Raw genomic sequence first — 23,311 nt, 5'->3', positions numbered from 1 at the left:
AGGTCGCGATTCGCCGTCCGGCAGGGAGATTTGCCTTTCAGTGCGATCAATGGGTCGGGCCGCGTTTTCGGGGCCGCTTCGGCGCCGCAGCATCCACGGGCTTCGCGCCGCCGATCTCTACGATCAGATGGTCGCGGAAGGCCTTCACCGACGGCGGCAACTCCCGCCCGGCCATCGTTTGCACCTGGATGCTGCGCTGGCGCATTTGCGGATGCGTCAGCGGTATCGCGACGAAGCCGTCGCCGACGTAACGGTCCCGCACCGACAGCAACCCCGTGAACATGATCGCTCCGGACTTCTGCGCGTAGCGGTACGTCGCACCACTATTGTTGCAGGTGAGATCGGGCTCGAGCAGCACGCCTTCGAGTGCACAGGTGATGTCGATCAGCTGGCGAATCGTCGTGCCAGGCTCCGGCAGCACCAACGGATAGCGCTGCAAATCGGCGAGCGACACCTTCGCGCGCCCGGCCAACGGATGATCGACGCGCAGCAGCGCCAGTACTGGCGCGCGCTCGGCGTGTTCGACCTTAACGCCCTTTTCCGGCGCGAGACTGAACGTCAGCGCGAGATCGGCGTCGCCATCGCGCACCCGGCGAGTCGCCTCGCCAGGCGCCATCACGTGTAGCGTGAAGTCGATCCCCGGATAATGGCTGCGGAACGCCGCCATCGCGCTGGGCAGGAAGTCCACGGCGAACCCTTCCGAACTGACGACCTTGATCATGCTGCCGTGCAGCGCCTCGAGGCCGCCGATCTCCTTCATCACGTGCTCCGCCTCGAGCAGGCTGCGCTGTGCGTAGGCGAGCAGACGCTCGCCCGCTTCGGAGAGCGACATGCCGCGCGGGCGCCGCTCGAACAGCGCAACGCCGAGATCACTCTCGAGCCGCGCGATCTGCCGGCTGATCGCCGACACGGCTACATGCAGCCGTGCGGACGCGTCGCTGATCGAGCCGGTGCGCGCCACTTCAACGAAATAGCGCAGTGCAATGCCGTGTAGTGAAAGTGCCATGAGCGATGCCTTATGCGAGCCGATGCAGCCGCGTGCGGGGGTGTCGAGCTTTGCCTTCTTGGCAACGCAAGCTTCGAAAGACGATCATTGTGACAAAAATAACGGCCTCCTAGAATCATTTCGAAGCTGATGGCCGCGAATCAGACCTGCCACATAGGGCGCAGCATCGCCGCCATCCCCCCGCATCCCGTATCGGAGACAAACATGAGCCGCAACCAGGCCATCGAACACGCCACGCATCATTTCGAATCAGGCGCCTTTCTCGAGAATCTCAATCGCCGCGTCGGATTTCACACTGAGAGTCAGGAAAGCGGCCGCGCCGCCATCCTGCTGTCGTATCTGACCGACGAAATCACGCCCGAAGTCGAAGGGCTCGGTTTCAGCACGCGCATTATCGACAACCCCGCGGAAGGGTTCGGGCCGTTCCTGATCGCCAACCGCCACGAAGACGACAGTCTGCCCACCGTACTGATCTATGGCCACGGCGACGTCGTACGCGGCTACGACAGCCAGTGGCGCGCGCCGCTGACGCCGTGGGCCGTGACCGTCGAAGGCGAGCGCTGGTATGGCCGTGGTACCGCCGACAACAAAGGCCAGCACACCATCAATCTCGCCGCGCTCGCAAGCGTGCTGGCCACGCGCGGCAGCAAGCTCGGCTTCAACGCGAAACTGCTGATCGAGATGGGTGAGGAAACCGGCTCGCCAGGGCTCGACGCGATCTGCCACAAGCACAAACAGGAACTGGCCGCGGACGTACTGATCGCCTCCGATGGCCCGCGCCTCGCCGCGCGCCGCCCTACGGTGTTTCTCGGCTCGCGCGGCTCGGTGAATTTCAAGCTCTCGCTAAACCTGCGCGATGGCGCGCACCACTCGGGCAATTGGGGCGGTCTGTTGCGCAACCCGGCCACGGTGCTGGCAAATGCACTTGCTAGTCTGGTCGATGCCCGCGGCGTGATCGCTGTCGACGGCTTGCGTCCGCCGCCGATTCCCGAAGCGGTGCGTCGTGCACTGGCCGATATCACGGTAGGCGGCGGCCCGGGCGACCCGGCCGTCGACGATAACTGGGGCGAGCCCGGTCTCACACCGCCTGAACGCGTGTTCGGCTGGAACAGCTTCGAAGTGCTGGCCTTCAAGGCGGGCAATCCCGAGAACCCGGTCAATGCCATTCCGTCGTCGGCATTCGCGCATTGCCAGTTGCGTTTCGTGGTCGGCACCGACTGGGAAAACCTCGAGCAGCATCTGCGCACGCATCTGGATGCGCATGGCTTTTCGCTGGTCGAGGTCAGCGTCGAACGCGGTGCGCCGGCCACACGTCTGAATCCCGACGACCCGTGGGTCACATGGGCCATCGCCTCGCTCGAACAGACCACCGGCAAGAAGACGGCGGTGCTGCCGAATCTCGGCGGCACGCTGCCCAACGAAGTATTCGCCGACACGCTCGGCCTGCCGACTATCTGGGTGCCGCATTCGTACCCGGCCTGCTCACAACACGCGCCGAACGAGCATCTGCTCGGACCAGTGGTGCGCGAGGGGCTTCAGATCATGGCGGGGCTCTTCTGGGATCTTGGCGAGAACTCTCCGCACGCAAACGCAACAACGACAGAAGCTGCGGCCTGAGCGATCAACGCCGCACGCCTGCATCACGCCCGCGGCTCACCATTACCTGCATCCGTTACAAGGCACGCCCACGATGAGCACGTCAACCTTGCAAGCCAGCGCCGCGCGGCCGTCCGCCGCGAAGGTCCATCGCATCATTCTCGCGGCGTCCATCGGCAATGCGCTTGAATGGTTCGACCTCGTCGTCTACGGGTTTTTTGCGGTCACGATCGCGAAGCTGTTCTTCCCGGCGCGGACCGAAGCGATTTCGCTGATGCTCACGCTGGGCACCTTCGGCATCTCGTACCTGATCCGTCCGCTCGGCGGACTCATACTGGGCTCGCTCGCCGATCGTGCGGGGCGCAAGGTATCGCTGCTGCTGTCGATCGGCTTGATGATGATCGGCACGCTGGCCATCGCGGTGATGCCGCCTTACGCCGCGATCGGTTTGTGGGCGCCGGCTGGCATCATGCTGTCGCGGCTCATTCAAGGTTTCTCGGCGGGCGGCGAGTTCGGCGCCTCCACCGCGTTTCTCGTCGAGCATGCTCCCGAGCGGCGCGGGTTCATGGGCAGTTGGCAGTTCGCCAGCCAGGGCCTAGCGACACTGCTCGCCTCCGGTTTCGGCGCCTTGCTGACGAGCCAGCTCACAACGGCGCAACTCGAATCGTGGGGCTGGCGTATTCCGTTTCTGTTCGGGCTCGCGATCGGCCCGGTCGGCTTCTATATTCGCCGCTTCGTGGACGAAGGTGCCGAGTTCAACACGGAGCCGAAAACCCGCACGCCGCTGCGCGATTTGTTCGGCACGCAAAAAGTCCAAATGCTGCTCGCGGTCGGTTCGCTGGTCATTTCGACCGCGGCGAACTACATGATTCTGTACATGCCGACCTACGCGATCAAGCAGTTGCACCTGCCCGCTTCAACCGGTTTCGCGGCCACGCTCGCAACGGGAGTCGTGCTGACGGTGCTGACGCCGTTCGCCGGCCATTTGTCCGATAGCCTGGGACGCATCCGCATCATGGCGGTCGCCGCGACGTTGATGCTGCTGACGGTCTATCCGACCTTCGTGTATATGAATGCGCATCCGTCATTCGCCGCGATGCTGCTGGCGCTGATCTGGATCGGCGTATTGAAAGCGACGTACTTCGGCGCGCTGCCCGCGCTGATGTCGGAGATTTTCCCGACCCAGACACGCGCGACCGGTCTCGCCGTCAGCTACAACATCGGCGTGACGGTGTTCGGCGGCTTTGCGCCCTTCGTGATCACCTGGCTGATCGATGCGAGCGGCAATAAGCTCGCGCCCGGCTTCTATCTGATGTTCTGCGCAGTGGCGAGTTTGCTGGCGCTCTATGCCGTGCGCTCGAAGCTGAAGATTCGCTGAGCGACGTCGAGCGAGGTTGAGGCACACAACGCAACGACATCAAGGCGCCGGATTCGGCTGCAGTTCATGCAGCTTGTCGATCTCCGCGAGCACTTCCGGTGAAAGTTTCACCTCGGCGCTGGCGACGTTTTCCTTCAACTGATCGAGCGACGTGGCGCCGATCAGATTGCTCGTCAAAAACGGCCGGCTGTTGACGAAAGCCAGCGCGAATTGCGCGGGCGACAACCCGTGACGCTTCGCCAGTTCCACATAACGCGTGGTTGCCTGAACCGCTTGCGGCTTGCTGTAGCGTTGAAAGCGCTCGAACAGCGAGATGCGGGCGCCTGCCGGACGCGCACCACCTTCGTACTTGCCCGACAACCAGCCGAAAGCCAGCGGCGAATACGCAAGCAAGCCGACGTTATCGCGATGCGCGTACTCGGACAGCCCCGCTTCGTACGTGCGGTTCAACAGGCTATACGGATTCTGAATGCTGACGATGCGCGGCAAGTCGAGCTTCTCCGCCGCGCGCAGAAATTGCGCGACACCCCACGGCGTCTCGTTCGACACGCCAATATGGCGAATCTTGCCTGCCTTGACGAACTCGGCGAGCACCGAAAGCGTTTCTTCGATCGGCACCGTGTACGCGTCGTCGACCCACGGATACGCCGGACGGCCGAACGTCATGGTGCTGCGATCCGGCCAGTGCAACTGATACAGATCGACGTAGTCCGTTTGCAGGCGCTTCAGGCTATCGTTCAGCGCTTCGGTCAGGTTCTTGCGATCGAACTGGTTGCCCTCGCCGCGAATATGACGCGGATTGTGCGGTTGACGCGCCGGGCCAGCGATCTTGGTGGCCAGCACGATCTTCTCGCGCGCGCTACGGTGCTGCGCGATCCATGTGCCGATATAGCGCTCGGTCGAGCCTTGCGTCTCGGGACGCGGCGGCACCGGATACATTTCCGCAGCGTCGATCAGATTGACACCGTGGTCGAGCGCGTAATCGATCTGCGCGTGCGCTTCCTGCTCAGTGTTCTGCTCGCCCCACGTCATGGTGCCGAGACCGATCAGGCTAACCTTCACATCCGAGTCGCCGAGTCTGCGGTATTCCATCGAACCTGTCCTGTTGTGTGTAAAAGGAAAGCGCCGACGTTACCATGCCGGCGCAATGCCTGCAGCGCAGCTAAAATGCTGCTTCAGCAGGCCCTCACACCACCACGCTCGATAACCTTTCCGCCGACCCATCTGCGATGAATCCCGAACACCTCGAATTACTGGTCACGCGTGTGATGCCTTATGGAAAATACAAAGGCCGGCTGATCGCGGATCTGCCCGGTCACTATCTGAACTGGTTTGCGAGCCAGGGCTTTCCGCCGGGCGAAATCGGCCGTCTGCTGGCCTTGATGCACGAGATCGATCACAACGGTCTGTCGTCACTGATCGAGCCTTTACGCAAGCGCTGAGAGCGACGCCTTCGGCAGATGCTGCATGCCGACATCTATGCGACCGCGCCTGGTGGAAAATTTGCACGGACGAAGCGCGGCAGCGGCCTCGCGCTGATTATTTCGCGAGGCGCGGCCTGCCGTGCACGCGTTCCCTGGGCAGGTAGCCCAGAGCGGTCAGATGGGCGAGCAGGTAGCCTACCGCCTCCTCGAGCGACACCCGATCGGTTTCGATCATGACATCGGGCCCGATCGGCACGTCGAACGGCCCGGAAACACCGGTGAAATTGGGAATCTCACCACGGCGCGCACGCGCGTAGAGGCCTTTGACATCACGCGCTTCGCACACCGTCAGCGGCGCGTTCACGAACACTTCGATGAAACCTTCGCCGACAATCTCGCGCGCCATGCACCGATGCCGATGCTCGGGCGAGATCACCGCGGCAATCGCGATGAAGCCCTGTTGCATGAACAGCGTCGCGACGTGCGCGATGCGCCGCAGATTTTCGGTGCGGTCTTCGGGCGTGAAGCCGAGGTTGGCGGTCAAGCCGCGCCGCAGCACGTCGCCGTCGAGCACGATCGAGGCATGCCCTGCCTCTTTCAGATGCTGGTGCAACGCGTCAGCCAGGGTCGATTTACCGGCACCGGACAAACCCGTCATCCAGACGACAGCCCCACGGGTTGCGTTCATGACTTCCACTCCGTCCCATTAGCCGCCGCTTCGGCATCTGCCAGAGACACACGCTCGTGCGCGCTGAAGCGGTCAGCGGACGCCAATTCCGCTCCCAGACCGTCGAACAAGGGTTGCAGCAACGCCTGCTGCGGCTGCCAGCGCTGCAGCGACGTCTTGTAGAGCGGACGGCGCACCTGCGCCGCGCTGGCCGTGTTCACCTGCCGCGTAGTCTGATGAAACGCCAGGCAGCGCTCGTCCCAGTCGAGTCCGCAATGCGCGAGCAGTCGCCTGACATTGCCTTCGAAATCTTCGACCAGTTCTTCGTATTTGATTTCGATCATCGTGCCCTCGGGCAATACGCGTTGCCAATGCGCCATCAACGCGTCGTACGCGCGATAGTAGCGGCCCAGTTCACCGAGATCGTAGCTGAACGGGACGTCGTGAAAAATTCGCGAAAAAATCGACAGGCAGCTTTGCAACGGCGAGCGGCTGCTATGCACGAAGCGCGCATTCGGCAACGCCAGATGAATCAGCCCGACGTTGATGAAATTGAACGGATATTTGTCGGTGAAGCGCGTGTAGCCCGGTGCTGCGGTTTGCATTTCCGGCACCGCCGTGTACATGCGGCGCAAATAGTCGGCGCCGAGCGTGCGCAATTGCGCGAGACCGACGCCCTGCAATGCTTCGATATCGATGCGCAACGGATCGTCTGAATCCCGGCCGATGCAATTCACCAGCGCCTCGCCGAACTCCGTGCGCTCACCGGCGCCGAAAACCTGCGGATGACTCGCGAGAATCTGCTCGATCAGGGTTGAACCGGAACGCGGCATGCCAACGATAAAGATCGGTGCGGCCGACGGAACACCAAGACCGCGTTTGGCCGCCAGCACCTCTGAAGTCAGCAGCTCCGGCAAATGCGCGAACAGGCCGAGCGACGCGGCTTCGTCATAACGCACGCTGGCGCGGTGCAGTGCGTTGCCCTTCAGGAAGTGATCGAACGATGCATCGTTACGGCCCACATCGGACAGCGCCTGCCCATACGCGAAGTGAATTTCCGCCTGATTGGCGGGTGTGAGCGAAGCGATATCGCCGGCGAGGTGCTCAAGCGCGACGAACACCGGATCGTCCGCGCCAAGACCCCTGGACTGCACAAAGTTACGGTAATACAGCGGCACTTGCGGGGCGGCCTCGATCGCCTGGCGATAGGCTTCGTGCGACTCGTCGAAACGACCGAGTGCCTGCAGGCAGTTACCCAGGTTGTTGTACGAGCCGTCGGCTTTCGGATTCACCCGGACTGCTTCGCGATAGGCGTCTACCGCCGGCTCGAGCCGATGCATCTGTTCGAGCGACCAGCCAAGGCCATGATGCAGATCGGAATTGCGCGGATCGACCGCGATTCCTTCGTGATAGCAGGCAACGGCTTCGGGAAAGCGGTTCAGTGCGGCGAGCGTCGCGGCGAGGCGCTCATGAAGGATGGCGTCGGCGGGATCGAGCGAGCGGGCTGCTTCGAAACATTGGAGTGCGGCCTGGAGTTCGCCACGGGCGGCGCAGGCGTCGCCTTCGGCGCACCATTCTGATGCGGTTGCCGGCTGTGGATCGTGCTTCATTGACGGCCAGGTTTTTGCAGGCTTCGCATCGAGCGGCCCGGGCAATGTGGAGTGCGTTCTTCTTCGTCCAGCGTCAGCAAGCTTAGGTCTGGATTCAAAGGGAAATTGTCTGAAGGGAAAATATCAGGCGCGCCCTACAGTTACGTTTCAAAAATTTAACGAACTATTACAGCGTGATGAATCCGTCATGATTCGGAAGGCTGCCGCAACGCGCGGCCGCTATGGCGTCGGGGCGCTGTGTGGACGTCATGAAAGCGCGATGGCGCATCCAAGCCGTAATTTGCGGACACAAATGCGGCTGAACTCCCAGGCACGCCGTTTTTCTCATTCTTATACGAAGGAGAAAATCGTGAGCAGGCTCATTGCATCAGTCGCGATGTTGGCGGTGGCGGTAAGTCTCACCGGGTGCGTGGTCGCGCCGGGATACGACTATGCCTACGCGCAACCCTATTACCCTGGCTACTACGGTTATGCCTATGGGCCAGCTTACGGGACGGTCGACGTCTGGGGTGGCTGGGGCGGCGGCGGTTGCTGTTACTACCACGGGGGTGGCGGGCGCTGGCACGGCGGTGAGTGGCACGGAGGTGGCTGGCACGGCGGACATGGCGGCGGCCACGGCAACGGAGGCAGTTCGTGGAGCAGTGGCGGCGGCCATGGGGGACATGGGCATTGACGTCAATCGAACCCGGCATCGAATGACGAGACGATCCTGCATCGAGCGCCTTTTTGCAAAGAACAAAACAAAAACGGCGTTGTGATTTCTCACAACGCCGTTTCGCAATTTTTTACTGCTCGAATTCTTTGGGGTGGCTGATGGGGCTCGAACCCACGACAACAGGAATCACAATCCTGGACTCTACCAACTGAGCTACAGCCACCACTGACATCTGCTTGACTTACTGAGCGACTCGTTGCCGAGAAACTTGGCTCGCCGATGAAGAAACGAGATTATACGAACAAGAATCTCGTTTGCCTAGTCCTTTATTCAAAAATTCCGACAGGCACACGCAGATGCTGTCTCGCCTCGTCGAAGATAGTCAGATCGCGCGCGGCCAGACGTTTGCTATCGGATAACACGCGACGCCATCCACGTGCGCCCGCCTCACCGCGGTACAGACCGAGCGCATGCCGTGTGATCGAACCGAGATACGTGCCGCGTGCCATTTCAGCCGCGCAATATTCGATCAGCTTCGCCTCGACCTGCTCGCGCGTGAGCGGCATATCCGTCGAGCCATAGAAGCGTGCATCGACATCGGCCAACACATAAGGGTTGTGATAAGCCTCGCGCCCAAGCATCACGCCATCGATGTGCTGAAGATGCATCTCGACCTCATCAAGCGTCTTGATGCCGCCATTGATGATGATCTCCAGATGCGGAAAATCGCGCTTCAACTGATACGCGAAGTCGTATTTGAGCGGCGGAATCTCGCGGTTCTCTTTCGGGCTCAAGCCTTTGAGAATCGCGTTGCGCGCATGCACGACGAACACGTTACAGCCAGCGTCCGCGATCGTGCCGACGAAGTCGCGCACAAAGCCATATTCTTCGACCGCGTCGACGCCAATCCGGTGCTTGACCGTCACCGGTACTGACACGGCATCGCGCATCGCCTTCACGCAATCCGCGACGAGTTGCGGCTCGTTCATCAAGCAGGCGCCAAACGCACCGCGCTGCACGCGCTCGGACGGACAGCCGCAGTTCAGATTGATCTCGTCATAGCCCCATTGCTCACCCAGCTTGGCCGAACGCGCGAGGTCGTCAGGCTCACTGCCACCGAGTTGCAAAGCGACCGGCGCTTCCTCGGGCGCAAACGCCAGATGGCGCGGCACATCGCCGTGCAGCAACGCGCCAGTGGTGACCATTTCGGTGTAGAGCCACGTATGGCGCGATATCACGCGATGCAGCGAGCGGCAGTGGCGATCGGTCCAGTCCATCATGGGCGCGACAGAAACGCGGCGCGGACTGGGAGTTTGAGCTGAAGACATGGGGCGGCCAGACGGCTTGAATCAAACCGCAATTTTACCGCAAGTGGCCAAACGCCCCTGAAACACTCACGACGAGCCATGAATTCCTGGAAACCCCGCCGAAAACCGCGCCAGTAACCGGGTCTTTGAACGCCATAAACGCTTGACAGACGGGGTCGGACCACGGCTGACGCCCGTCACATATACGTCTGACCGATTATTTCAGTGGCAAGAATAGTAATTTCAGATTATCGATACAAATTCTCGATAGTAGGGGTATACACTGCCTCCATCGACGTTGCAGACACACCTCACCGGCTTCTGCGACGCCTTCCTGAAATGAAATCGAAACGTTATCGGAGTCACACCATGAAGACCAAGCTTATCGCCGCGCTGCTGGTTGCTGCTTCTGCCTCGATCGCTGCTCCCGCATTCGCTAGCGGCTACGGCCCGGCACCGTTCTATCGTCCGTCAGTCGGCGCACCGGCTTCGCAACAAGGCCAGAACTCGCAAACCGTCGCGGCTGAACATGCTAATGCCGAATCCAATGCATACGGCGGCGTGCAAAACGTGTCGTCGCAATCGGGCGCACGTGAGCCGGTTTCGGGCTCGCAATCGGTTTTCTTCGGCCACTAATCTGTCGCCGTTGAAGGCTACCGTCCACAAGACGGTAGCCGAACTGGGCGCCGTGCATGCAGCAATGCATGCCGGCGCCCGGTTCCGTTTACATGGCGGCCGCGCTCACGGCCGCATGCTCCCCCCCCTCCTTCCTCACGCCCCGCGCACCTCCTCTTTCGGCGATTCGGAAAAACGAATCCGGTTACCGAACGGATCGATCGTCTCCAGCACTTTCCCCCACGGCTCCATTTCAATTCCCGGTTTCCCGTACTTGTAATCTTTACGCTGAAGTTCGGCATGCAACGCGTCGATGTCTTGCACCGGCACGAAAATCGTCGAACCTGGCGTTGCGTCGCCATGATGCTCGCTCAAGTGCAAAATCAGGTCGGAGCGGCGCACCTGCGCGTAGAGCGGAAAATTGGCCTCGAAGCGGTGTTCCCAGTCGATGGTGAAGCCGAGAAAGTCCACGTAAAACTCTCTGGCTTTCTCTTCAGAGAAGATACGGATGATCGGAATGGCAGGTGCAAGGTGCATAGCGGTCTCCAGTAAATTGAAAGATCCCGCCAGCTTAGTCGAATGCGTTTGCCAACTCACGTGCCCATGGCTACGTGGCGGGGCCGGCGTCGATCATTTCGCGCGCCGCCCGGAAGGCTGCCTCAGCCGCGGCATGCTCGGTGGACCACAGGCTGTCGATGTGCACGAGACGCCAGTCGACCACCACCGCGTCGTTGTGCAACACCCGAAAATGCGCTTTGACGCCGGTTAGCACCTGTTCGACCGCGACTTCGACGTCGTAGTCCTGATAGCGCTCCTGATAGTCGCCCATGTCGAGGCCCTTCGGCTCCATGGTCGCCTCCCTGGTGTGCCCGTCTGAAAAAACGCGAAGACTGCGGCCATGCCTCTCCCCCGGGCCGCCCCAGCGGCTCGGAGAATGCACCGGCCTGCCCCTTCACCTGACGATTAATCGCAATCGCCAGACAGATACTGCCGACCGCTACAAGTGATCTCGACTTCGTCGCCGGTCGCTTCGGCGGCGAGCCCGTTCGCCAGCAACTCCGCCGTGACGGATTGCGCAAACTTCGGCATGGGCTGTCCGACGCCGACATCGTTCAGGCGCCGCAATGCTTCAACCGCTTCCGGACTTAATGACTTCGACATGACCGTCTCCGTCGTGATGCTCAATTCATCGTAGCAAGTTTCACGAGCGCACGCAGGGGCGCGTCAAGGCATACGTATTGCGTGCCGTACGGATGCGGGGGCGTTACCTTATGCATTGAGTGCCGTACGGGTGCGTGCCGGCGTCGCCTATGCGGCGCTCCGTGCCCGGCATTGTGCGTATCAGGCGCGCCGCGATCTAAGCGCCGCGTACCCCACGAATTTTCCTCGCAGACCGGGTCTATCCCGTGAGCGTGGCGGCAGCAGCCGGCGAGCGGCATCGCAAAGGAGGACGAGATGGAGCGAAGCAGAATGGCAGCGCTAACGGCGGGCGTCGCGCTCGCGATATTCGGCGCAGGCGGCGCGGTGGCGTTCGCACAAACGTCGAACCCGGCACTAAAGATACAAGCGACCCAAGCGGCGCCGCAGAATGGCGGCGCATCGATGGTAAAGCCGCCCGATTCGGCCTCCGGCTCGGGAGGTTCGAGCAACCCGGACAATATGCCGATCAAGCGTCCGCGCAAACCGACCAACGACAAGATGATGCACGAGCCACCCGCCAGCGGTGCCAACGCGAAATAGCGTCGGCACTCGCGTGCCGATGCGAACGGTGCAATCGGGCCAAATCGGGCTTAGGCGGGCCTAATCAGACTTACAAACGCGCGATCGACACCTCCGTCGACTTCACCAGCGCGACCACTTCCGAGCCGACCTTCAGGTCGAGTTCGTCGACCGAGCGCGTGGTGATCACCGAGGTGACGATGCCGAACGGCGTGTCCACATCGACCTCGGATACCACCGGCCCGCGGATGATTTCCTTGATCTTGCCTTTGAACTGATTGCGTACGTTGATTTCGGAAATGCTCATGTCGAGTGACTCCAGAAAAGCGATTGAAAACAGTCAGTCAAAGGGATATCAGACGGCCCAGCGGACGTCTGTCGGCCGCCTGAGGCGGCCCTCATCACGTGCGTCGAAAGCGCGTTGGGACAGCGCGTCGTCGTTCGGCGCCGTCTTCAGTACGCGTTGCAACACATGTTCTTCCAGCGCGGCAAAACCGGCCGACGCACGCGCCCGCGGGCGCGCAAGCGGCACCGGTTGATCGAGCGCGATGCGCCCTTCTTCGATCAGCAGAATCCGGTCGCCTAGCGCGACGGCTTCATGCACGTCGTGCGTCACCAGCAGCGCGGTGAATTGATGTTCGCGCCACAAGCGTTCGATCAGCGCGTGCATTTCGATGCGGGTCAGCGCGTCGAGCGCGCCGAGCGGTTCGTCCAGCAGCAGCAATTGCGGCCGATGCACCAGCGCCCGCGCCAGCGCCACACGCTGACGCTGACCGCCGGAAAGCTGCGCGGGCCAGTCGTTGGCGCGCTCCAGCAAGCCGACTTCGGCGAGCACGGCGCGCGCATCTTCTCGCGCGCTGCGGCCGAGACCGAGCATCACGTTCTGCAGCACGCTCTTCCAGGGCAAGAGCCGCGCGTCCTGGAACATGATGCGGGTGTCGAGCGACTGGCCGTCTTCGGTGCGTTTTTCGAGCACGCCCGACGTGGTCTTTTCCAGACCCGCGACCAGGCGCAACAAGGTCGATTTCCCGCAGCCGCTGCGGCCGACGATCGCGACGAAACTGCCGCGCTCGATCGACAGATCAAAATCGGACAGCACCGTGCGTTCGCCGTACTGCTTGCCGACGCCGCGCAACTCGACCGAATAATCGGCGGACCGGCGTGCGTCGTTGCGCGCCGATGCGCCCGCCGCCGCGGGTACGACACCCACCTGACGGCGGTCGTGCGCCGGATCTGCCCGGTCAAAACCAGCAGACTCATCGGCGTCGTGATCGGCGGTGCGCGGTTGCGCCAGTTCGGCTTCGAGATCGCTGCCCGCGATGCCACCGAACGACGCCGACGATGTCGTTGCGCTCATACTTTCGCTCCTCGTTGATAGGCCGGATGCCAACGCAGCGACACGCGCTCAAGACTCTTGGCCAGCACGTCGGCGAGTTTGCCGAGCGCCGCGTAAAGCAGAATGCCAACCACCACCACATCGGTTTGCAGGAATTCGCGGGCATTCATCGTCATGTAGCCGATGCCCGACTCCGCGGAAATGGTTTCAGCGACGATCAGCGTGACCCACATCAGCCCAAACGCGAAACGCACGCCGACCAGAATCGACGGCAATGCCCCCGGCAAAACCACGTGCCGGTAGAGTGCGAAACCTTTCACGCCGTAACTCCGCGCCATCTCGATCAGATTGGCGTCGACCGAACGGATACCGTGAAACGTGTTCACGTAGATCGGGAAAAAGACGCCCAGCGCGACAAGAAACACCTTCGCTTCTTCCTCGATACCGAACCACAGAATCACGAGCGGGATCATTGCCAACGCGGGAATGTTGCGGATCATCTGCACGGTCGAATCGAGCGCGATTTCGGCGGGTTTGAAGAGGCCCGTCGCGAGACCGAGTATGAGTCCTATCCCGCCACCGATCGCAAAGCCCGACACAGCGCGCCATGTGCTGACCTTCACGTCCGCCCACATTTCGCCGGACTGGATCAGCGACCACGCGGCCTTGACGACCGCGAGCGGTTCGGGCAATACCCGCGTCGAGAGAATGCCGCTACGCGCGGCGAATTCCCACGCGAGCAGAATCGCCAGCGGCGCGAGCCACGGTGCAAGATGCGCACCGATGCGGCGTAATACACCGAAACCCGCGCCTGAACGCGCACCGGACCTCAAGCCTGAACCCGCACCCGAGCCTGCGTTTGTGCTTCGTTCCGCACTCACAGTGGATTGAGCCATGATGATTTCCTCATTGCTTATCGATGGGCGTCGTGGCCGAACCGAGCGAAAGCGCTCAACTCGAACTCGCCGTCTTCGGCAGATAGTTGTTGCCGACGATCTCGCCGAACGGACCCGACAGCGGACCGCCCGAAGCCTTGCTTTGATGGCCCGGCAGCAGCGGAAACACCAGTTCAGCGAAGCGATACGACTCTTCGAGATGCGGATAGCCGGACAGGATGAACGTGTCGATACCGAGCGCCGCATACTCGTTCATCAGCGCCGCCACCTGCTCGGGATTACCGACCAGCGCCGTCCCCGCGCCGCCGCGCACGAGACCCACGCCCGCCCACAGATGCGGATACACCTCAAGGTCCGCGCGGCTGCCACGCTTGCCGCCGTGCAACGCGGCCATGCGGCGCTGCCCTTCGGAATCCATCTTCGAGAACGAAGCCTGCGCACGGGAAATGGTTTCGTCGTCGAGCTTGCTGATCAGCGTGTCCGCAGCGGCCCACGCTTCTTCTTCGGTCTCACGCACGATGACGTGCAGGCGAATACCGAACTTGATCGTTCGGCCACGCGCTTCAGCACGGGCGCGAATGTCGGCAATTTTCTTCGCGACGGCCGCGGGCGGCTCGCCCCACGTCAGATACGTGTCGATGTGATCGCCCGCGATGTCGTGCGCCGCCGCCGACGAACCGCCAAACCACAGCGGCGGATGCGGGTTCTGCACCGGCGGATACAGCGCCTTGCCCCCCTTCGAGGTCAGGTGCTTGCCGTTGAAGTCGATCGCGTCGTTGGTATGCGCAGCGGTGAGCAGGTTGCGCCAGATGTGCAGGAATTCGTCGGTGATTTCATAGCGCGTGTCGTGATCGACGAACACGCCGTCGCCTTCCAGTTCAGCCGAATCGCCGCCGGTCACTACGTTGATCAGCAGGCGCCCGTTCGACAGCCGGTCGAAAGTCGCCGCCATGCGCGCCGCCAGACCCGGTGACGAAATGCCCGGACGGATCGCCACCAGAAACTTCAGACGCTTGGTCGCGGCAATCAGGCTCGATGCGACGACCCACGCGTCTTCGCACGAACGGCCGGTCGGCAGCAGCACGCCCTCGTAGCCGAGCGTATCGGCAGCGACGGCGATCTGCTGGAAGTAGTCGTAATCGGCTGCGCGTGCGCCTTGGGACGTACCGAGATAGCGGCTGTCGCCGTGAGTCGGAATGAACCAGAACACATTCATTTGCTGCTCCTGCTTGTTCGAAACTGGATTGAATGGAGACGTGTGTAACGACGATGCGTCGAGTGAACAAGCACACGCTGGTCGCGCGCCGCTGGTCGCGCACATCCATCCGGCCACGACCGGAGATGCAAACGCAAAAGAGGACGGAAATACTGCAGTGAGGCGCGGACTAGTTCCGACAGCGAACCCGCGAACGCGCGCGCGCCATGGAGCGGTTGAAGATCGGCATCAGGCAGGACATCGCGACAGCTTCCCTCGACCAAACGTGCGCGTGATGCGCTCGATTAAATGGGCGACGGCGACAAACGCCGTCTGCATGGAGAAACAGTCTATGGACCGGGACCCGGCTTTTGAACGATTTTTTTTAGCTTAGGTTTTCCACTTTCGTGATTAGCCCGACGCTAAAGCATACGGATGTTGCGCCTCACCTACGCTGGAACCGGGATACCGATATATATAATGGCGCCAATTTTCCAATAATCCGGTGCAGGCCGCGTGAACCGCGCTGCCTGAGCTCTCGCGGTGCAATGCATGCAAAAACTCATCCTGCCGTTCGTCGCCGGTTTTCTGGCTTCCCTGTTCTTTCATGAATCGACTCTGGCACTCCTGCACGCAGCCGGTCTGATCGACCCGACCGGTTTTTCGACCACCCCATTTTTGCCGCTCGGCCTGCCGGAGTTCATTGCGAACGCCATCTGGAGCGCGTTCTGGGCGGTGCTGATGGCGTGGCTGTTGCGCGTTGCGCCGGAACGGCGCGCGCCGTGGGTGCCAGCTTTCGTGTTCGGCGGCATTGCGTTGACGGCGGCGAGCGTGTTCGTGGTCGATCCGCTGCGCGGCATCTGGCCGAGCGGCAACATGCTGCCGCGCCTCGCGGTGGGTTTCGCGGCGAACGCGATGTGGGGCTGGGGCGCGCTGGTGTTCATGCGCGCATTCATGGCGAGCGAAGACGAGGACTGAGCGTCTTTACGCCTGCTCGCGAGGCGATGCCGGTTGGGCGGTCCGGCGGTCCGGCGGTCCGACGATCCGGCATCGCTGCTGCTGTTATTGCTGCTGCCCGAACTTGCCTAACCGCGCAGATCGCGCAGCGGGTGTTCGTTTGCCGACCATGGGCTTTCGAACATTTTCGCCACATCGGCGGCATTCACGTCTTCAATGCACGCAAAACGCCAGCGCGGCGCGTTGTCCTTGTCGATGATGCGCGCTCGAATCCCTTCGATCGAGTCGCCCTGCGCGAAGCTCGTGCGCGTCAGGTCGAGATCGCCGCGCAGCACGTCCTCCATCGAACCCTCGGCGCGCGTCACCACTTCCAGCGACACAGCCATCGACAACGGCGAACGTTCGCGCAACACGGCAATCGTCTGCTCGGCCCAATCGGCGGCCTCACCGCCATGCTCACGTTCCTGTTCCAGCGAAGCGAGAATCTGCGCCACGTCGGGCAACGCAAAATGCCGGTCGATCAACGCGCGTATGCCCGCGAGCGGCGAAGCATCGGGTTCCGGCACCACCTGATGCGCGGCCGTCTCACGCTCGATGCACGCCACTACGTCAGCCCCGCGTTCGAACAGTTCAGTGCGCAGCGTATCGACTAGCGCGGGCAATGCCGCGTCGTCGATATAGGCGTCGGCGAGGCCCGCGTAGCGTGCATCGGCAGCACCGATCGTCTCACCGGTGACCGCCAGATAACGGCCTAGCGCGCCCGGCGTACGCGCCAGGAACCAGCTCGCGCCGACATCGGGAAAGAGCCCGATGCGGGTCTCGGGCATCGCCATTTTCGTCGAGTTCGTCACCACCCGCAGGCCGCCGGTACGATGCGCGCCCTGCGAAATCCCCATCCCTCCGCCCATCACGACGCCGTTCATCAGGGCGATATACGGCTTCGGGTAGGTGAAGATCGCGTGATTGAGGCGGTATTCCTCAATGAAAAACGTATCGCGCGTGTCGTGCTCGCCGTGCTGCGCCGACTCGTACAGAAAGCGGATATCGCCGCCCGCGCAGAACGCCCGCGGATGCTGGCTGCGCACCACCACGGCGAGCACGTCGGGATCTTCGCGCCACTGATCAAGCGCTGCGTGCATCGCGCGGATCATGCCGGTCGACAGCGCGTTGAGCGCCTTCGGCCTTTCCAGTTCGATGAAACCGATGCGATTGGCTACGTAGGTCGCGACTTCGTCGCTGACGGCGGGCGAGGCGGAAATGGACATGGAGATCTAGGCGCGATGGCGCGAAATGAATCGGAACTGAACGTTATCACGCACTCGTGGCTTTGGGCCTGGTGGTGGGTTTGACGACGGGTTTGGTGTCCACCTTGATGGCGGGGTTGGTATCCGCATCGGTGGGTTTAATCGCCGATGGTCCCGGTGGCTTCGTCGACTTTTTGTCCGACGCTGCGGATGCCTGAGACGCCTGAGTGGCCGGTTTGCCGCCCTGCGCCACATGCGATTCGCCCGGCTCGACGCGTGCTTCAACCCGCGCTTCTGTGGACTTTTTTTTGCGCGCGAGGGAAGCGTTCGCGACGCGCGCCTGCTGCCCGGTGCCTTGCGTACCCAGCCAGGCATCAAGTGCAACATTTAGCACTGTATCCAGCGGCGCGGTCGGGAACACGGGGCAGGTGAGGTTGAGCGCGACAATGCCATGCAGGGTCGCCCAGAACGCCTCGGCCCACACGGTCAAGTCCGTCGATGCGGTCAGACGCCCCGCCGCTTTCAACTCTTCAAGCGCGGAAATCATGATGTGCAATGCGGCGTCGCCGGGGTCGTCGTCCGGTTTCGGGGGTGCGAGGCTCGCTTTTCCGGACGCGGTGGATGCCGCAACCGCTGTCCCGGCCGCCGTGACCGCCTCCTGTTCGCCCGCCGCACTCGCCTCGGCAACCGCAGCCACCGACGCGCCCGAAACGCCCGCCGCACCACCCAGCGCAGCACCCGTGTAGCTCGGGTCCTCCATGAAGATCAGCCGGTAGGTTTCCGGATGCGCGACACCGAATGCCACATAAGCACGCCCGAGGGCGTTCAGGCGATCAGCCGGATCGGCGATCTGCGCCAACGGCACGAACGTCTCCAGCAATTGCGCATAACCTTCAGCGCATAACGCCTGCACGATCTCATCGCGGCTCGCGAAGTGGAGGTACAGCGTGGCGGGTGAATACTCGATGGCATCGGCAATCTTGCGCATTGACAGCGCGGCAAAGCCTTCGCGCATCACGATACGCCGCGCTGCATCGAGGATGCGCTCACGCAGAGCCTGTTTCTGACGGTTTTTTCGTTCGACGATTCCCATGACGAACATTTTCGGGTTGACAAACTGAAAAGTCAAATTAAACTGAACACTGTTTACTGAACGGTGTTCATTAAATTCTCATCAATCAGCCGATCATCATCAGGCGCGATACTGCGCGCCTTCAGGAGTCATCATGGAAGCCACAGGGAAAGTGGGTTTATTCGGTGCCGCCGGCGCGGCAGGTCAGATCATTGCTGCTGCGCTGAGCGCAGCGGGCCGGGATTACCGGGTGGTCGGCCGCTCGCGCGCGCCGCTCGAGGCGGCCTTTGGTCACGACCCGCATGCGGAAATCGTCACGTGGAATCCTGACGACCCGGCTTCGATCAACGCGGCGGCAGCGGATTTGCAGACCGTGATCTATCTGGTGGGTGTGCCTTACGATCAGTTCGCCGCGCATCCGCCGCTCATGGAAAAAACCCTCGCCGGCGTAACCGCGGCGGGCGTCGAGCGCTTCATTCTGATCGGCACCGTGTATCCGTACGGCCGTGCGCGCAGCAATCCGATTAGCGAAAATCATCCGCGTGAACCCCATACGTTCAAAGGCAAGATGCGTCTCGCGCAGGAAAATCTGGTGCTGGCGGCACACGGACGCGCAAGCGGGCCGACTCGCTTGTCGACGCTGGTGCTGCGCCTGCCGGATTTCTACGGGCCGGGCATCGAACGCAGCCTGCTGAACGGCGTGTTCGAGGGCGCGGCGCGTGGCAAGCGTGCACAGGTGCTCGGGCCGGTGGATGTGCCGCACGAATTCATCTACCTGCCGGATATCGGACCGGTGGTCGAGAAACTCACACGTACACCCGCAGCTTACGGCCGGTGGTGGCACCTCGCCGGCACGGGCACGATCACGTCGCGCGAAGTGGTTAGACAGGCCTATGCGCTGGCAGGGCAGGAGCCGAAGCTGATGGTGGCCGGCAAGACCATGCTGCGCATGCTCGGCCTCTTCAATCCGTTGATGCGGGAGCTGGTGGAAATGAATTACCTGATGACCGAGCCGGTTGTACTCGACGACTCCGCATTGACGAAGCTGATCGGGCCTATCGCCAAAACGTCGTACGAAAACGGCATCCGGCATGCATTCGACGCCGCGCGCACGGCGGCATTGGCGAGTGCCGACACGCATCGGGACACAGCGAAAACAACCTGACTGAGGATTGCTTTCGCTAGCGAGGACGTTTGAACCACGTTATCCGCGTATCGGCGAACGAGCCGGATCAGGCTGCGACGTTGCCTGGCGGGAAATGGCCGCTCCTGAGCAGCACGGGCGTGCCATTGCTGATCTGCAAATGTTCGCGCGCAACCGCCTCGATGCGCGGACGCCCCGCGTCGAACGCGCGCATCCAGCCTTCGAGATCCTCGGAATACGCGCCGAAGTGATCCTCGAGCGCCTCGACCGAAATCGCGCATGGCACCGATTCGCCGTCCACGAGGGCGGGAAACACAACCGTCAGATTGGAGTCGCGGTAAGCAGGCTCATCCGCGGGAAACCGAATTTCCATGGTCGCCTCATCAGAAGGATCCGGCAGGACAGGGACACCGGCGAGAACCGGCCGCCCCCGGACATGCCCGATATGGTACTCGCGCACCTGGACCGCGGTCCAGCCTCCTTCGCTCTCCTGTTCGATGTCGCGCGCCGCCATCAGGCGCCTCCGAGCAGGCGGTCGATATAGTCGCGCGCAGCCTGTTCGACGAAGACCAGCGCTGCCTCTTCGCTGCCGAAGCGCTGCTTATCGCCGAGTTCCAGCAAGGTTTCCATCCGGTGCGGATCGTCCGGACCCCGTTCGGTGAGACTCACCGAGCCGACATACGTACCGCTTGCAGTGCTGGCGGCCGGCGCCGACGCACCAACAGCCGGCACGAGGCGCGCGGCGGCGCTGATGTAATAGCCGCGATAAGGGCCGCTGACCCGCTCAGCCATGTTCTTTCTCCTCGTTTGCAGTTTATGGGCGGCGCCACGTGGACAGTTCACACGTATGCGCTCGCGGCAGACCAGTAAGTAAGGCGCGCTCCGAGCCGATAAGTTCTGCATGCCGAATGGCACTTGTGCCGCGTGCTTCGGTCGAACCGGTTCACCGGCACGATCTGTGCGGACGTAATGACGCCGTTTCGAGTTCAGCGAGCACAATATGGGAAAATATTTTCTGCAGAGCCACGAACTGGCTGAGCCCGATGCGGCAACCAAATGGTTTGCTTACGCCGAAAGCCACGGCATCGACATTCCAAAAGCCATCAGCATCTGGGAAGACGCGGCTACCGAAAGCGGCACGGAAAGCCGCCAACTGGTTAGCGCAGCGGGCATCACAATCGAAACGCCTTAGTCTTGCGGGCACACTTCCAGTTTGCGTGGCGAGTCTCGATACCTATTTGAAAGGAAACATCACGATGCATTTCATGACGCAACTGCGCCGCTCCGGCCGCTTCCGACCCAGCAGCGCCGCGCTTGCTCTAGTCCGCAGGGCGGCCCTGTCTGCCGCCCTGCCCGTCGCCGTGCTGCTGGGCGCGGGTCTGAGCGGTTGCGCATCGTCGAACACCACGTCGTTGATCAATCTGCCGAACGGACAAACGGGCTTTGCGGTGAACTGCAGTGGCGCCGACGCCGCGTCCAGTTGGGCCTCCTGCTACGTGCAGGCCGGCAACGCATGCGGCGCGACCGGCTACGACATCGTGTCGAAAGACAATGACGAAGGCGGCGCCGCGGGCGGCAGCGTCACGAACGTCGTTTCGGCCAACGTGAAAAACCGGTCGATGATCGTGCGCTGCAAGTAACGCTCAGTGCGCCTGCATCTTCGAGAACATGTTCAATACGGCGACACCGGCAATGATCAGCCCGAGCCCGATAATGGCCGGCAGGTCAGGCACTTGCCGGTACATCACGACCGCGACCAGCGTAATCAGCACGATGCCGGCGCCGGACCACACCGCGTAGACGATGCCGACCGGAATAGTCTTCAGCGTAAGCGACAGGCAATAGAACGCGATACCGTAGCCGATCACCACGACCGTTGCGGGCAATAGCCGCGAAAAACCTTCCGAGGCCCGCATGGCGGAGGTCGCGATGACTTCAGCAACGATCGCAATGGCGAGCAATGCATAAGGAGGCATCCGCATCGCCTCAGGCCTTTGCAAGCGCGAGCTTGCTGTAGTCGTGGCCAAGGTGTGCGCAGAGCGCTTCCACCACCAGTTCGTGATCCGCGCGCTGCGGCAAACCGGATACCGTGATCGAGCCGATCACACCGGCGCCCGCTACAGTCAATGGGAAAGCACCACCATGTGACGCATATTCCGTGAGCGGCAAGCCGTGCTTGTCAGCGAGCGTGCTGCCCGCCTGTTGCATCTTCAAACCGATCGCGTACGAACTGCGCCGAAAATGCGCGACCGTGTTGCCCTTGCGGCGCGCCCAGTCGACGTTGTCCGGCGTCGCTCCGTCGAGCAGGCTGAAAAATAGCGGCTGACCGAACGTGCGCACGTCGATGGCGGCGGCGATTCCGCGAGCCTTGGCGACCTCGTGCAGATAGGCACCGACCTGCCATGCGCGGTCAGCGTCGAATTGCGGGAACACCAGCGCCTGTTCCTGAGCGGCAATCACCTGTAGGTCGTGAGCGATATCCATGGAGTTCAGAGCAGAGTAGAAGTGAAGCGCAGACCGTTGCACATGCATCGCGGCGCCGCGAAGAGAACCTGAATTCTAACGCAGCACTTTACGAGGGCCTTCCGGTATGCGACGCCGGCGATACGCGCCGCGACTTTGGAGGCCGCCGCGCTTGTAGATCCTTTGTAGGTCGCTCCGCCTTTGCGCGCATTGAATCAGCTTCTTAAACAGCTATTGCGTTGGCCGCCAATTTATCCTATAATCTTTTCTTCGACGGACGCGGGGTGGAGCAGTCTGGCAGCTCGTCGGGCTCATAACCCGAAGGTCGTAGGTTCAAATCCTACCCCCGCAACCAAGTGATTCACGCGGTTCGAAACGTCGAAACAACATCAAAGGCTTGCCCAACCGGCAGGCCTTTTTTGTTTTCTGCCTCGCTTTCCTGGCTCTTGTAGTGCGTGTTCTGCGCTCTGCTCTCTTCTTTCTACGTAGTCATCAGATACACGCTTCATTCCCACGCATCAATCTGGTAGCAATCCTAACTCACGCACCGTCGAACAGGCTGCAAAAGCGCCAGCGTTAGCCAATCGGCCTAAGTCACAATCGCCCGAGCCAGGTCCGGCGCACGACGCGCGCCACTGCCTGCGCACCAACACCGGCACGCCGCCTTTGCCGGACCTCAGAAAACGCCAGCCCAGTGATAAACTCCCATCACCCTTTCTCGTCCCCTTCCTATGAAATTCTGTTCTGTCTGCGGCCACGGCGTCAGCCTGAGCATTCCGCCGGGTGACAACCGCGAGCGCTTCGTATGCGGCAGTTGCGGCACGGTGCATTATCAGAATCCGCGCAACGTAGTCGGCACCGTTCCGGTCTGGGACGACAAAGTGCTGCTGTGCCGTCGCGCGATCGAACCGCGCTACGGTTACTGGACACTGCCGGCAGGTTTCATGGAAATGGGTGAAACCACCGCCGAAGCGGCTTCGCGCGAAACGCTGGAAGAAGCCGGCGCGCGCGTCGAAGTGCAAAGCCT

The 23,311-nt window shown here is 61.9% G+C and carries 29 protein-coding genes and 2 tRNA genes; 12 read left to right on the top strand and 19 right to left on the bottom strand.

What is annotated here, in order from left to right:
* Positions 1-46 precede the first annotated feature (46 nt).
* Positions 47-1,006, bottom strand: a complete 960-nt coding sequence (locus VFE81_RS24940) for a LysR family transcriptional regulator (RefSeq protein ID WP_325047134.1) — start codon at positions 1,004-1,006, stop codon at positions 47-49.
* 204 nt (positions 1,007-1,210) lie between these two features.
* Here VFE81_RS24940 and VFE81_RS24935 point away from each other — a divergent pair, with 204 nt between their 5' ends.
* A complete protein-coding gene (locus tag VFE81_RS24935; protein ID WP_325047133.1) occupies positions 1,211-2,623 on the top strand; it encodes a M20 family metallopeptidase in 1,413 nt (470 codons plus the stop codon).
* A gap of 73 nt (positions 2,624-2,696) precedes the next feature.
* The gene (locus VFE81_RS24930; RefSeq protein ID WP_325047132.1) at positions 2,697-3,980 is read left to right on the top strand and encodes an MFS transporter; all 1,284 of its coding nucleotides are present in this window, start codon (positions 2,697-2,699) and stop codon (positions 3,978-3,980) included.
* A 39-nt stretch (positions 3,981-4,019) separates the two neighbouring features.
* Here VFE81_RS24930 and VFE81_RS24925 read toward each other — a convergent pair whose 3' ends face one another.
* Positions 4,020-5,072, bottom strand: a complete 1,053-nt coding sequence (locus tag VFE81_RS24925) for an NADP(H)-dependent aldo-keto reductase (protein WP_325047131.1) — start codon at positions 5,070-5,072, stop codon at positions 4,020-4,022.
* A gap of 137 nt (positions 5,073-5,209) precedes the next feature.
* Here VFE81_RS24925 and VFE81_RS24920 point away from each other — a divergent pair, with 137 nt between their 5' ends.
* Positions 5,210-5,422 carry a DUF3820 family protein gene (locus VFE81_RS24920; RefSeq protein WP_006048800.1) on the top strand — a complete coding sequence of 71 codons (213 nt, stop codon included), beginning with the start codon at positions 5,210-5,212 and terminating at the stop codon, positions 5,420-5,422.
* A gap of 97 nt (positions 5,423-5,519) precedes the next feature.
* On the opposite strand, the gene cysC is transcribed toward VFE81_RS24920, so the two are convergent.
* The gene (cysC, locus tag VFE81_RS24915; protein ID WP_325047130.1) at positions 5,520-6,092 is read right to left on the bottom strand and encodes an adenylyl-sulfate kinase; all 573 of its coding nucleotides are present in this window, start codon (positions 6,090-6,092) and stop codon (positions 5,520-5,522) included.
* Positions 6,089-7,681 carry a tetratricopeptide repeat-containing sulfotransferase family protein gene (locus tag VFE81_RS24910; protein WP_325047129.1) on the bottom strand — a complete coding sequence of 531 codons (1,593 nt, stop codon included), beginning with the start codon at positions 7,679-7,681 and terminating at the stop codon, positions 6,089-6,091. Before VFE81_RS24910 ends, cysC begins: the two co-directional genes overlap by 4 nt.
* A 349-nt stretch (positions 7,682-8,030) precedes the next feature.
* Between VFE81_RS24910 and VFE81_RS24905 the strand changes: the two genes are divergently transcribed.
* Entirely contained in the window at positions 8,031-8,354 is a 324-nt protein-coding gene (locus VFE81_RS24905; protein WP_325047128.1) for a hypothetical protein, read from the top strand.
* Between the two features lie 129 nt (positions 8,355-8,483).
* On the opposite strand, the gene VFE81_RS24900 is transcribed toward VFE81_RS24905, so the two are convergent.
* A tRNA-His gene (locus tag VFE81_RS24900) sits at positions 8,484-8,559 on the bottom strand.
* A 103-nt stretch (positions 8,560-8,662) separates the two neighbouring features.
* Complete coding sequence (gene dusA, locus VFE81_RS24895; protein WP_325047127.1) at positions 8,663-9,664, bottom strand: tRNA dihydrouridine(20/20a) synthase DusA; 1,002 nt, start codon at positions 9,662-9,664, stop codon at positions 8,663-8,665.
* Between the two features lie 348 nt (positions 9,665-10,012).
* On the opposite strand from dusA, the gene VFE81_RS24890 reads away from it, so the two are divergent.
* On the top strand, positions 10,013-10,279 hold the full coding sequence (locus VFE81_RS24890) for a hypothetical protein (protein WP_325047126.1): 267 nt from the start codon (positions 10,013-10,015) through the stop codon (positions 10,277-10,279).
* Positions 10,280-10,414: 135 nt separating this feature from the next.
* Here VFE81_RS24890 and VFE81_RS24885 read toward each other — a convergent pair whose 3' ends face one another.
* From VFE81_RS24885 to VFE81_RS24875, 3 genes are all read right to left on the bottom strand, one after another.
* Complete coding sequence (locus VFE81_RS24885; RefSeq protein WP_325047135.1) at positions 10,415-10,795, bottom strand: glyoxalase superfamily protein; 381 nt, start codon at positions 10,793-10,795, stop codon at positions 10,415-10,417.
* A 70-nt stretch (positions 10,796-10,865) separates the two neighbouring features.
* Positions 10,866-11,108, bottom strand: a complete 243-nt coding sequence (locus tag VFE81_RS24880; RefSeq protein WP_325047125.1) for a DUF6566 family protein — start codon at positions 11,106-11,108, stop codon at positions 10,866-10,868.
* Positions 11,109-11,221: 113 nt separating this feature from the next.
* The gene (locus VFE81_RS24875) at positions 11,222-11,419 is read right to left on the bottom strand and encodes a hypothetical protein (RefSeq protein WP_325047124.1); all 198 of its coding nucleotides are present in this window, start codon (positions 11,417-11,419) and stop codon (positions 11,222-11,224) included.
* A 294-nt stretch (positions 11,420-11,713) separates the two neighbouring features.
* Here VFE81_RS24875 and VFE81_RS24870 point away from each other — a divergent pair, with 294 nt between their 5' ends.
* Positions 11,714-11,998 (top strand): hypothetical protein, encoded by a 285-nt coding sequence (locus tag VFE81_RS24870; protein ID WP_325047123.1) that lies wholly within the window; start codon positions 11,714-11,716, stop codon positions 11,996-11,998.
* 70 nt (positions 11,999-12,068) lie between these two features.
* On the opposite strand, the gene VFE81_RS24865 is transcribed toward VFE81_RS24870, so the two are convergent.
* From VFE81_RS24865 to ssuD, 4 genes are read right to left on the bottom strand one after another with little or no spacing between them, the layout of a single operon-like run.
* Positions 12,069-12,284, bottom strand: a complete 216-nt coding sequence (locus VFE81_RS24865) for a molybdopterin-binding protein (RefSeq protein WP_325047122.1) — start codon at positions 12,282-12,284, stop codon at positions 12,069-12,071.
* 48 nt (positions 12,285-12,332) lie between these two features.
* On the bottom strand, positions 12,333-13,334 hold the full coding sequence (locus VFE81_RS24860) for an ATP-binding cassette domain-containing protein (protein ID WP_325047121.1): 1,002 nt from the start codon (positions 13,332-13,334) through the stop codon (positions 12,333-12,335).
* Complete coding sequence (gene ssuC, locus VFE81_RS24855; RefSeq protein WP_325047120.1) at positions 13,331-14,209, bottom strand: aliphatic sulfonate ABC transporter permease SsuC; 879 nt, start codon at positions 14,207-14,209, stop codon at positions 13,331-13,333. The genes VFE81_RS24860 and ssuC overlap by 4 nt, the downstream gene beginning before the upstream one ends.
* Before the next feature lie 55 nt (positions 14,210-14,264).
* The gene (ssuD, locus tag VFE81_RS24850) at positions 14,265-15,425 is read right to left on the bottom strand and encodes an FMNH2-dependent alkanesulfonate monooxygenase (protein WP_325047119.1); all 1,161 of its coding nucleotides are present in this window, start codon (positions 15,423-15,425) and stop codon (positions 14,265-14,267) included.
* A 531-nt stretch (positions 15,426-15,956) separates the two neighbouring features.
* On the opposite strand from ssuD, the gene VFE81_RS24845 reads away from it, so the two are divergent.
* On the top strand, positions 15,957-16,382 hold the full coding sequence (locus tag VFE81_RS24845) for a hypothetical protein (RefSeq protein ID WP_325047118.1): 426 nt from the start codon (positions 15,957-15,959) through the stop codon (positions 16,380-16,382).
* Between the two features lie 107 nt (positions 16,383-16,489).
* Here the strand turns inward: VFE81_RS24845 and VFE81_RS24840 are convergent, their stop codons facing one another.
* Together VFE81_RS24840 and VFE81_RS24835 are read right to left on the bottom strand one after the other, a co-directional pair.
* Positions 16,490-17,626 carry an enoyl-CoA hydratase/isomerase family protein gene (locus VFE81_RS24840; protein ID WP_325047117.1) on the bottom strand — a complete coding sequence of 379 codons (1,137 nt, stop codon included), beginning with the start codon at positions 17,624-17,626 and terminating at the stop codon, positions 16,490-16,492.
* Between the two features lie 46 nt (positions 17,627-17,672).
* Positions 17,673-18,698, bottom strand: coding sequence for a TetR/AcrR family transcriptional regulator (locus VFE81_RS24835; RefSeq protein WP_325047116.1), 1,026 nt, complete (start codon positions 18,696-18,698; stop codon positions 17,673-17,675).
* A 133-nt stretch (positions 18,699-18,831) separates the two neighbouring features.
* Between VFE81_RS24835 and VFE81_RS24830 the strand changes: the two genes are divergently transcribed.
* Complete coding sequence (locus VFE81_RS24830; RefSeq protein ID WP_325047115.1) at positions 18,832-19,842, top strand: NAD-dependent epimerase/dehydratase family protein; 1,011 nt, start codon at positions 18,832-18,834, stop codon at positions 19,840-19,842.
* Between the two features lie 67 nt (positions 19,843-19,909).
* Here the strand turns inward: VFE81_RS24830 and VFE81_RS24825 are convergent, their stop codons facing one another.
* Positions 19,910-20,335 (bottom strand): DUF1488 domain-containing protein, encoded by a 426-nt coding sequence (locus tag VFE81_RS24825; RefSeq protein ID WP_325047114.1) that lies wholly within the window; start codon positions 20,333-20,335, stop codon positions 19,910-19,912.
* The gene (locus VFE81_RS24820; RefSeq protein WP_325047113.1) at positions 20,335-20,613 is read right to left on the bottom strand and encodes a hypothetical protein; all 279 of its coding nucleotides are present in this window, start codon (positions 20,611-20,613) and stop codon (positions 20,335-20,337) included. The genes VFE81_RS24825 and VFE81_RS24820 overlap by 1 nt, the downstream gene beginning before the upstream one ends.
* A gap of 208 nt (positions 20,614-20,821) precedes the next feature.
* On the opposite strand from VFE81_RS24820, the gene VFE81_RS24815 reads away from it, so the two are divergent.
* Complete coding sequence (locus VFE81_RS24815; RefSeq protein WP_325047112.1) at positions 20,822-21,013, top strand: hypothetical protein; 192 nt, start codon at positions 20,822-20,824, stop codon at positions 21,011-21,013.
* A gap of 64 nt (positions 21,014-21,077) precedes the next feature.
* On the top strand, positions 21,078-21,461 hold the full coding sequence (locus VFE81_RS24810; protein WP_325047111.1) for a hypothetical protein: 384 nt from the start codon (positions 21,078-21,080) through the stop codon (positions 21,459-21,461).
* 3 nt (positions 21,462-21,464) lie between these two features.
* On the opposite strand, the gene VFE81_RS24805 is transcribed toward VFE81_RS24810, so the two are convergent.
* The gene (locus VFE81_RS24805) at positions 21,465-21,797 is read right to left on the bottom strand and encodes a DMT family transporter (protein WP_414695653.1); all 333 of its coding nucleotides are present in this window, start codon (positions 21,795-21,797) and stop codon (positions 21,465-21,467) included.
* A gap of 10 nt (positions 21,798-21,807) precedes the next feature.
* The gene (locus VFE81_RS24800; RefSeq protein WP_325047109.1) at positions 21,808-22,305 is read right to left on the bottom strand and encodes a heme-degrading domain-containing protein; all 498 of its coding nucleotides are present in this window, start codon (positions 22,303-22,305) and stop codon (positions 21,808-21,810) included.
* A gap of 257 nt (positions 22,306-22,562) precedes the next feature.
* Between VFE81_RS24800 and VFE81_RS24795 the strand changes: the two genes are divergently transcribed.
* Together VFE81_RS24795 and VFE81_RS24790 are read left to right on the top strand one after the other, a co-directional pair.
* Positions 22,563-22,639: transfer RNA gene (locus tag VFE81_RS24795), tRNA-Met, on the top strand.
* Between the two features lie 376 nt (positions 22,640-23,015).
* The coding region (locus VFE81_RS24790) for an NUDIX hydrolase (protein WP_325047108.1) at positions 23,016-23,311 on the top strand (296 nt) is incomplete at its 3' end.

The organism is Paraburkholderia sp., from assembly GCF_035656215.1.
Taxonomy (GTDB): Bacteria; Pseudomonadota; Gammaproteobacteria; order Burkholderiales; family Burkholderiaceae; genus Paraburkholderia.
The sequence above is the reverse complement of the archived record's forward strand: the minus strand, read 5'-3'. Positions and strand labels throughout refer to the sequence as shown.

Bases quoted from the DNA above. Each gene is read 5' to 3' on its own strand.
- ssuC (WP_325047120.1), bottom strand. From the start codon at position 14,209: ATGGCTCAATCCACTGTGAGTGCGGAACGAAGCACAAACGCAGGCTCG.
- VFE81_RS24935 (WP_325047133.1), top strand. From the start codon at position 1,211: ATGAGCCGCAACCAGGCCATCGAACACGCCACGCATCATTTCGAATCA.
- dusA (WP_325047127.1), bottom strand. From the start codon at position 9,664: ATGTCTTCAGCTCAAACTCCCAGTCCGCGCCGCGTTTCTGTCGCGCCC.
- VFE81_RS24820 (WP_325047113.1), bottom strand. From the start codon at position 20,613: ATGGCTGAGCGGGTCAGCGGCCCTTATCGCGGCTATTACATCAGCGCC.
- VFE81_RS24840 (WP_325047117.1), bottom strand. From the start codon at position 17,626: ATGTCCATTTCCGCCTCGCCCGCCGTCAGCGACGAAGTCGCGACCTAC.
- VFE81_RS24835 (WP_325047116.1), bottom strand. From the start codon at position 18,698: ATGGGAATCGTCGAACGAAAAAACCGTCAGAAACAGGCTCTGCGTGAG.
- VFE81_RS24910 (WP_325047129.1), bottom strand. From the start codon at position 7,681: ATGAAGCACGATCCACAGCCGGCAACCGCATCAGAATGGTGCGCCGAA.
- VFE81_RS24940 (WP_325047134.1), bottom strand. From the start codon at position 1,006: ATGGCACTTTCACTACACGGCATTGCACTGCGCTATTTCGTTGAAGTG.
- VFE81_RS24925 (WP_325047131.1), bottom strand. From the start codon at position 5,072: ATGGAATACCGCAGACTCGGCGACTCGGATGTGAAGGTTAGCCTGATC.
- VFE81_RS24830 (WP_325047115.1), top strand. From the start codon at position 18,832: ATGGAAGCCACAGGGAAAGTGGGTTTATTCGGTGCCGCCGGCGCGGCA.
- VFE81_RS24860 (WP_325047121.1), bottom strand. From the start codon at position 13,334: ATGAGCGCAACGACATCGTCGGCGTCGTTCGGTGGCATCGCGGGCAGC.
- cysC (WP_325047130.1), bottom strand. From the start codon at position 6,092: ATGAACGCAACCCGTGGGGCTGTCGTCTGGATGACGGGTTTGTCCGGT.
- VFE81_RS24920 (WP_006048800.1), top strand. From the start codon at position 5,210: ATGAATCCCGAACACCTCGAATTACTGGTCACGCGTGTGATGCCTTAT.
- VFE81_RS24825 (WP_325047114.1), bottom strand. From the start codon at position 20,335: ATGGCGGCGCGCGACATCGAACAGGAGAGCGAAGGAGGCTGGACCGCG.
- VFE81_RS24810 (WP_325047111.1), top strand. From the start codon at position 21,078: ATGCATTTCATGACGCAACTGCGCCGCTCCGGCCGCTTCCGACCCAGC.
- VFE81_RS24870 (WP_325047123.1), top strand. From the start codon at position 11,714: ATGGAGCGAAGCAGAATGGCAGCGCTAACGGCGGGCGTCGCGCTCGCG.
- VFE81_RS24885 (WP_325047135.1), bottom strand. From the start codon at position 10,795: ATGCACCTTGCACCTGCCATTCCGATCATCCGTATCTTCTCTGAAGAG.
- VFE81_RS24845 (WP_325047118.1), top strand. From the start codon at position 15,957: ATGCAAAAACTCATCCTGCCGTTCGTCGCCGGTTTTCTGGCTTCCCTG.
- VFE81_RS24865 (WP_325047122.1), bottom strand. From the start codon at position 12,284: ATGAGCATTTCCGAAATCAACGTACGCAATCAGTTCAAAGGCAAGATC.
- VFE81_RS24875 (WP_325047124.1), bottom strand. From the start codon at position 11,419: ATGTCGAAGTCATTAAGTCCGGAAGCGGTTGAAGCATTGCGGCGCCTG.
- VFE81_RS24930 (WP_325047132.1), top strand. From the start codon at position 2,697: ATGAGCACGTCAACCTTGCAAGCCAGCGCCGCGCGGCCGTCCGCCGCG.
- VFE81_RS24880 (WP_325047125.1), bottom strand. From the start codon at position 11,108: ATGGAGCCGAAGGGCCTCGACATGGGCGACTATCAGGAGCGCTATCAG.
- VFE81_RS24890 (WP_325047126.1), top strand. From the start codon at position 10,013: ATGAAGACCAAGCTTATCGCCGCGCTGCTGGTTGCTGCTTCTGCCTCG.
- VFE81_RS24815 (WP_325047112.1), top strand. From the start codon at position 20,822: ATGGGAAAATATTTTCTGCAGAGCCACGAACTGGCTGAGCCCGATGCG.
- ssuD (WP_325047119.1), bottom strand. From the start codon at position 15,425: ATGAATGTGTTCTGGTTCATTCCGACTCACGGCGACAGCCGCTATCTC.
- VFE81_RS24800 (WP_325047109.1), bottom strand. From the start codon at position 22,305: ATGGATATCGCTCACGACCTACAGGTGATTGCCGCTCAGGAACAGGCG.
- VFE81_RS24805 (WP_414695653.1), bottom strand. From the start codon at position 21,797: ATGCCTCCTTATGCATTGCTCGCCATTGCGATCGTTGCTGAAGTCATC.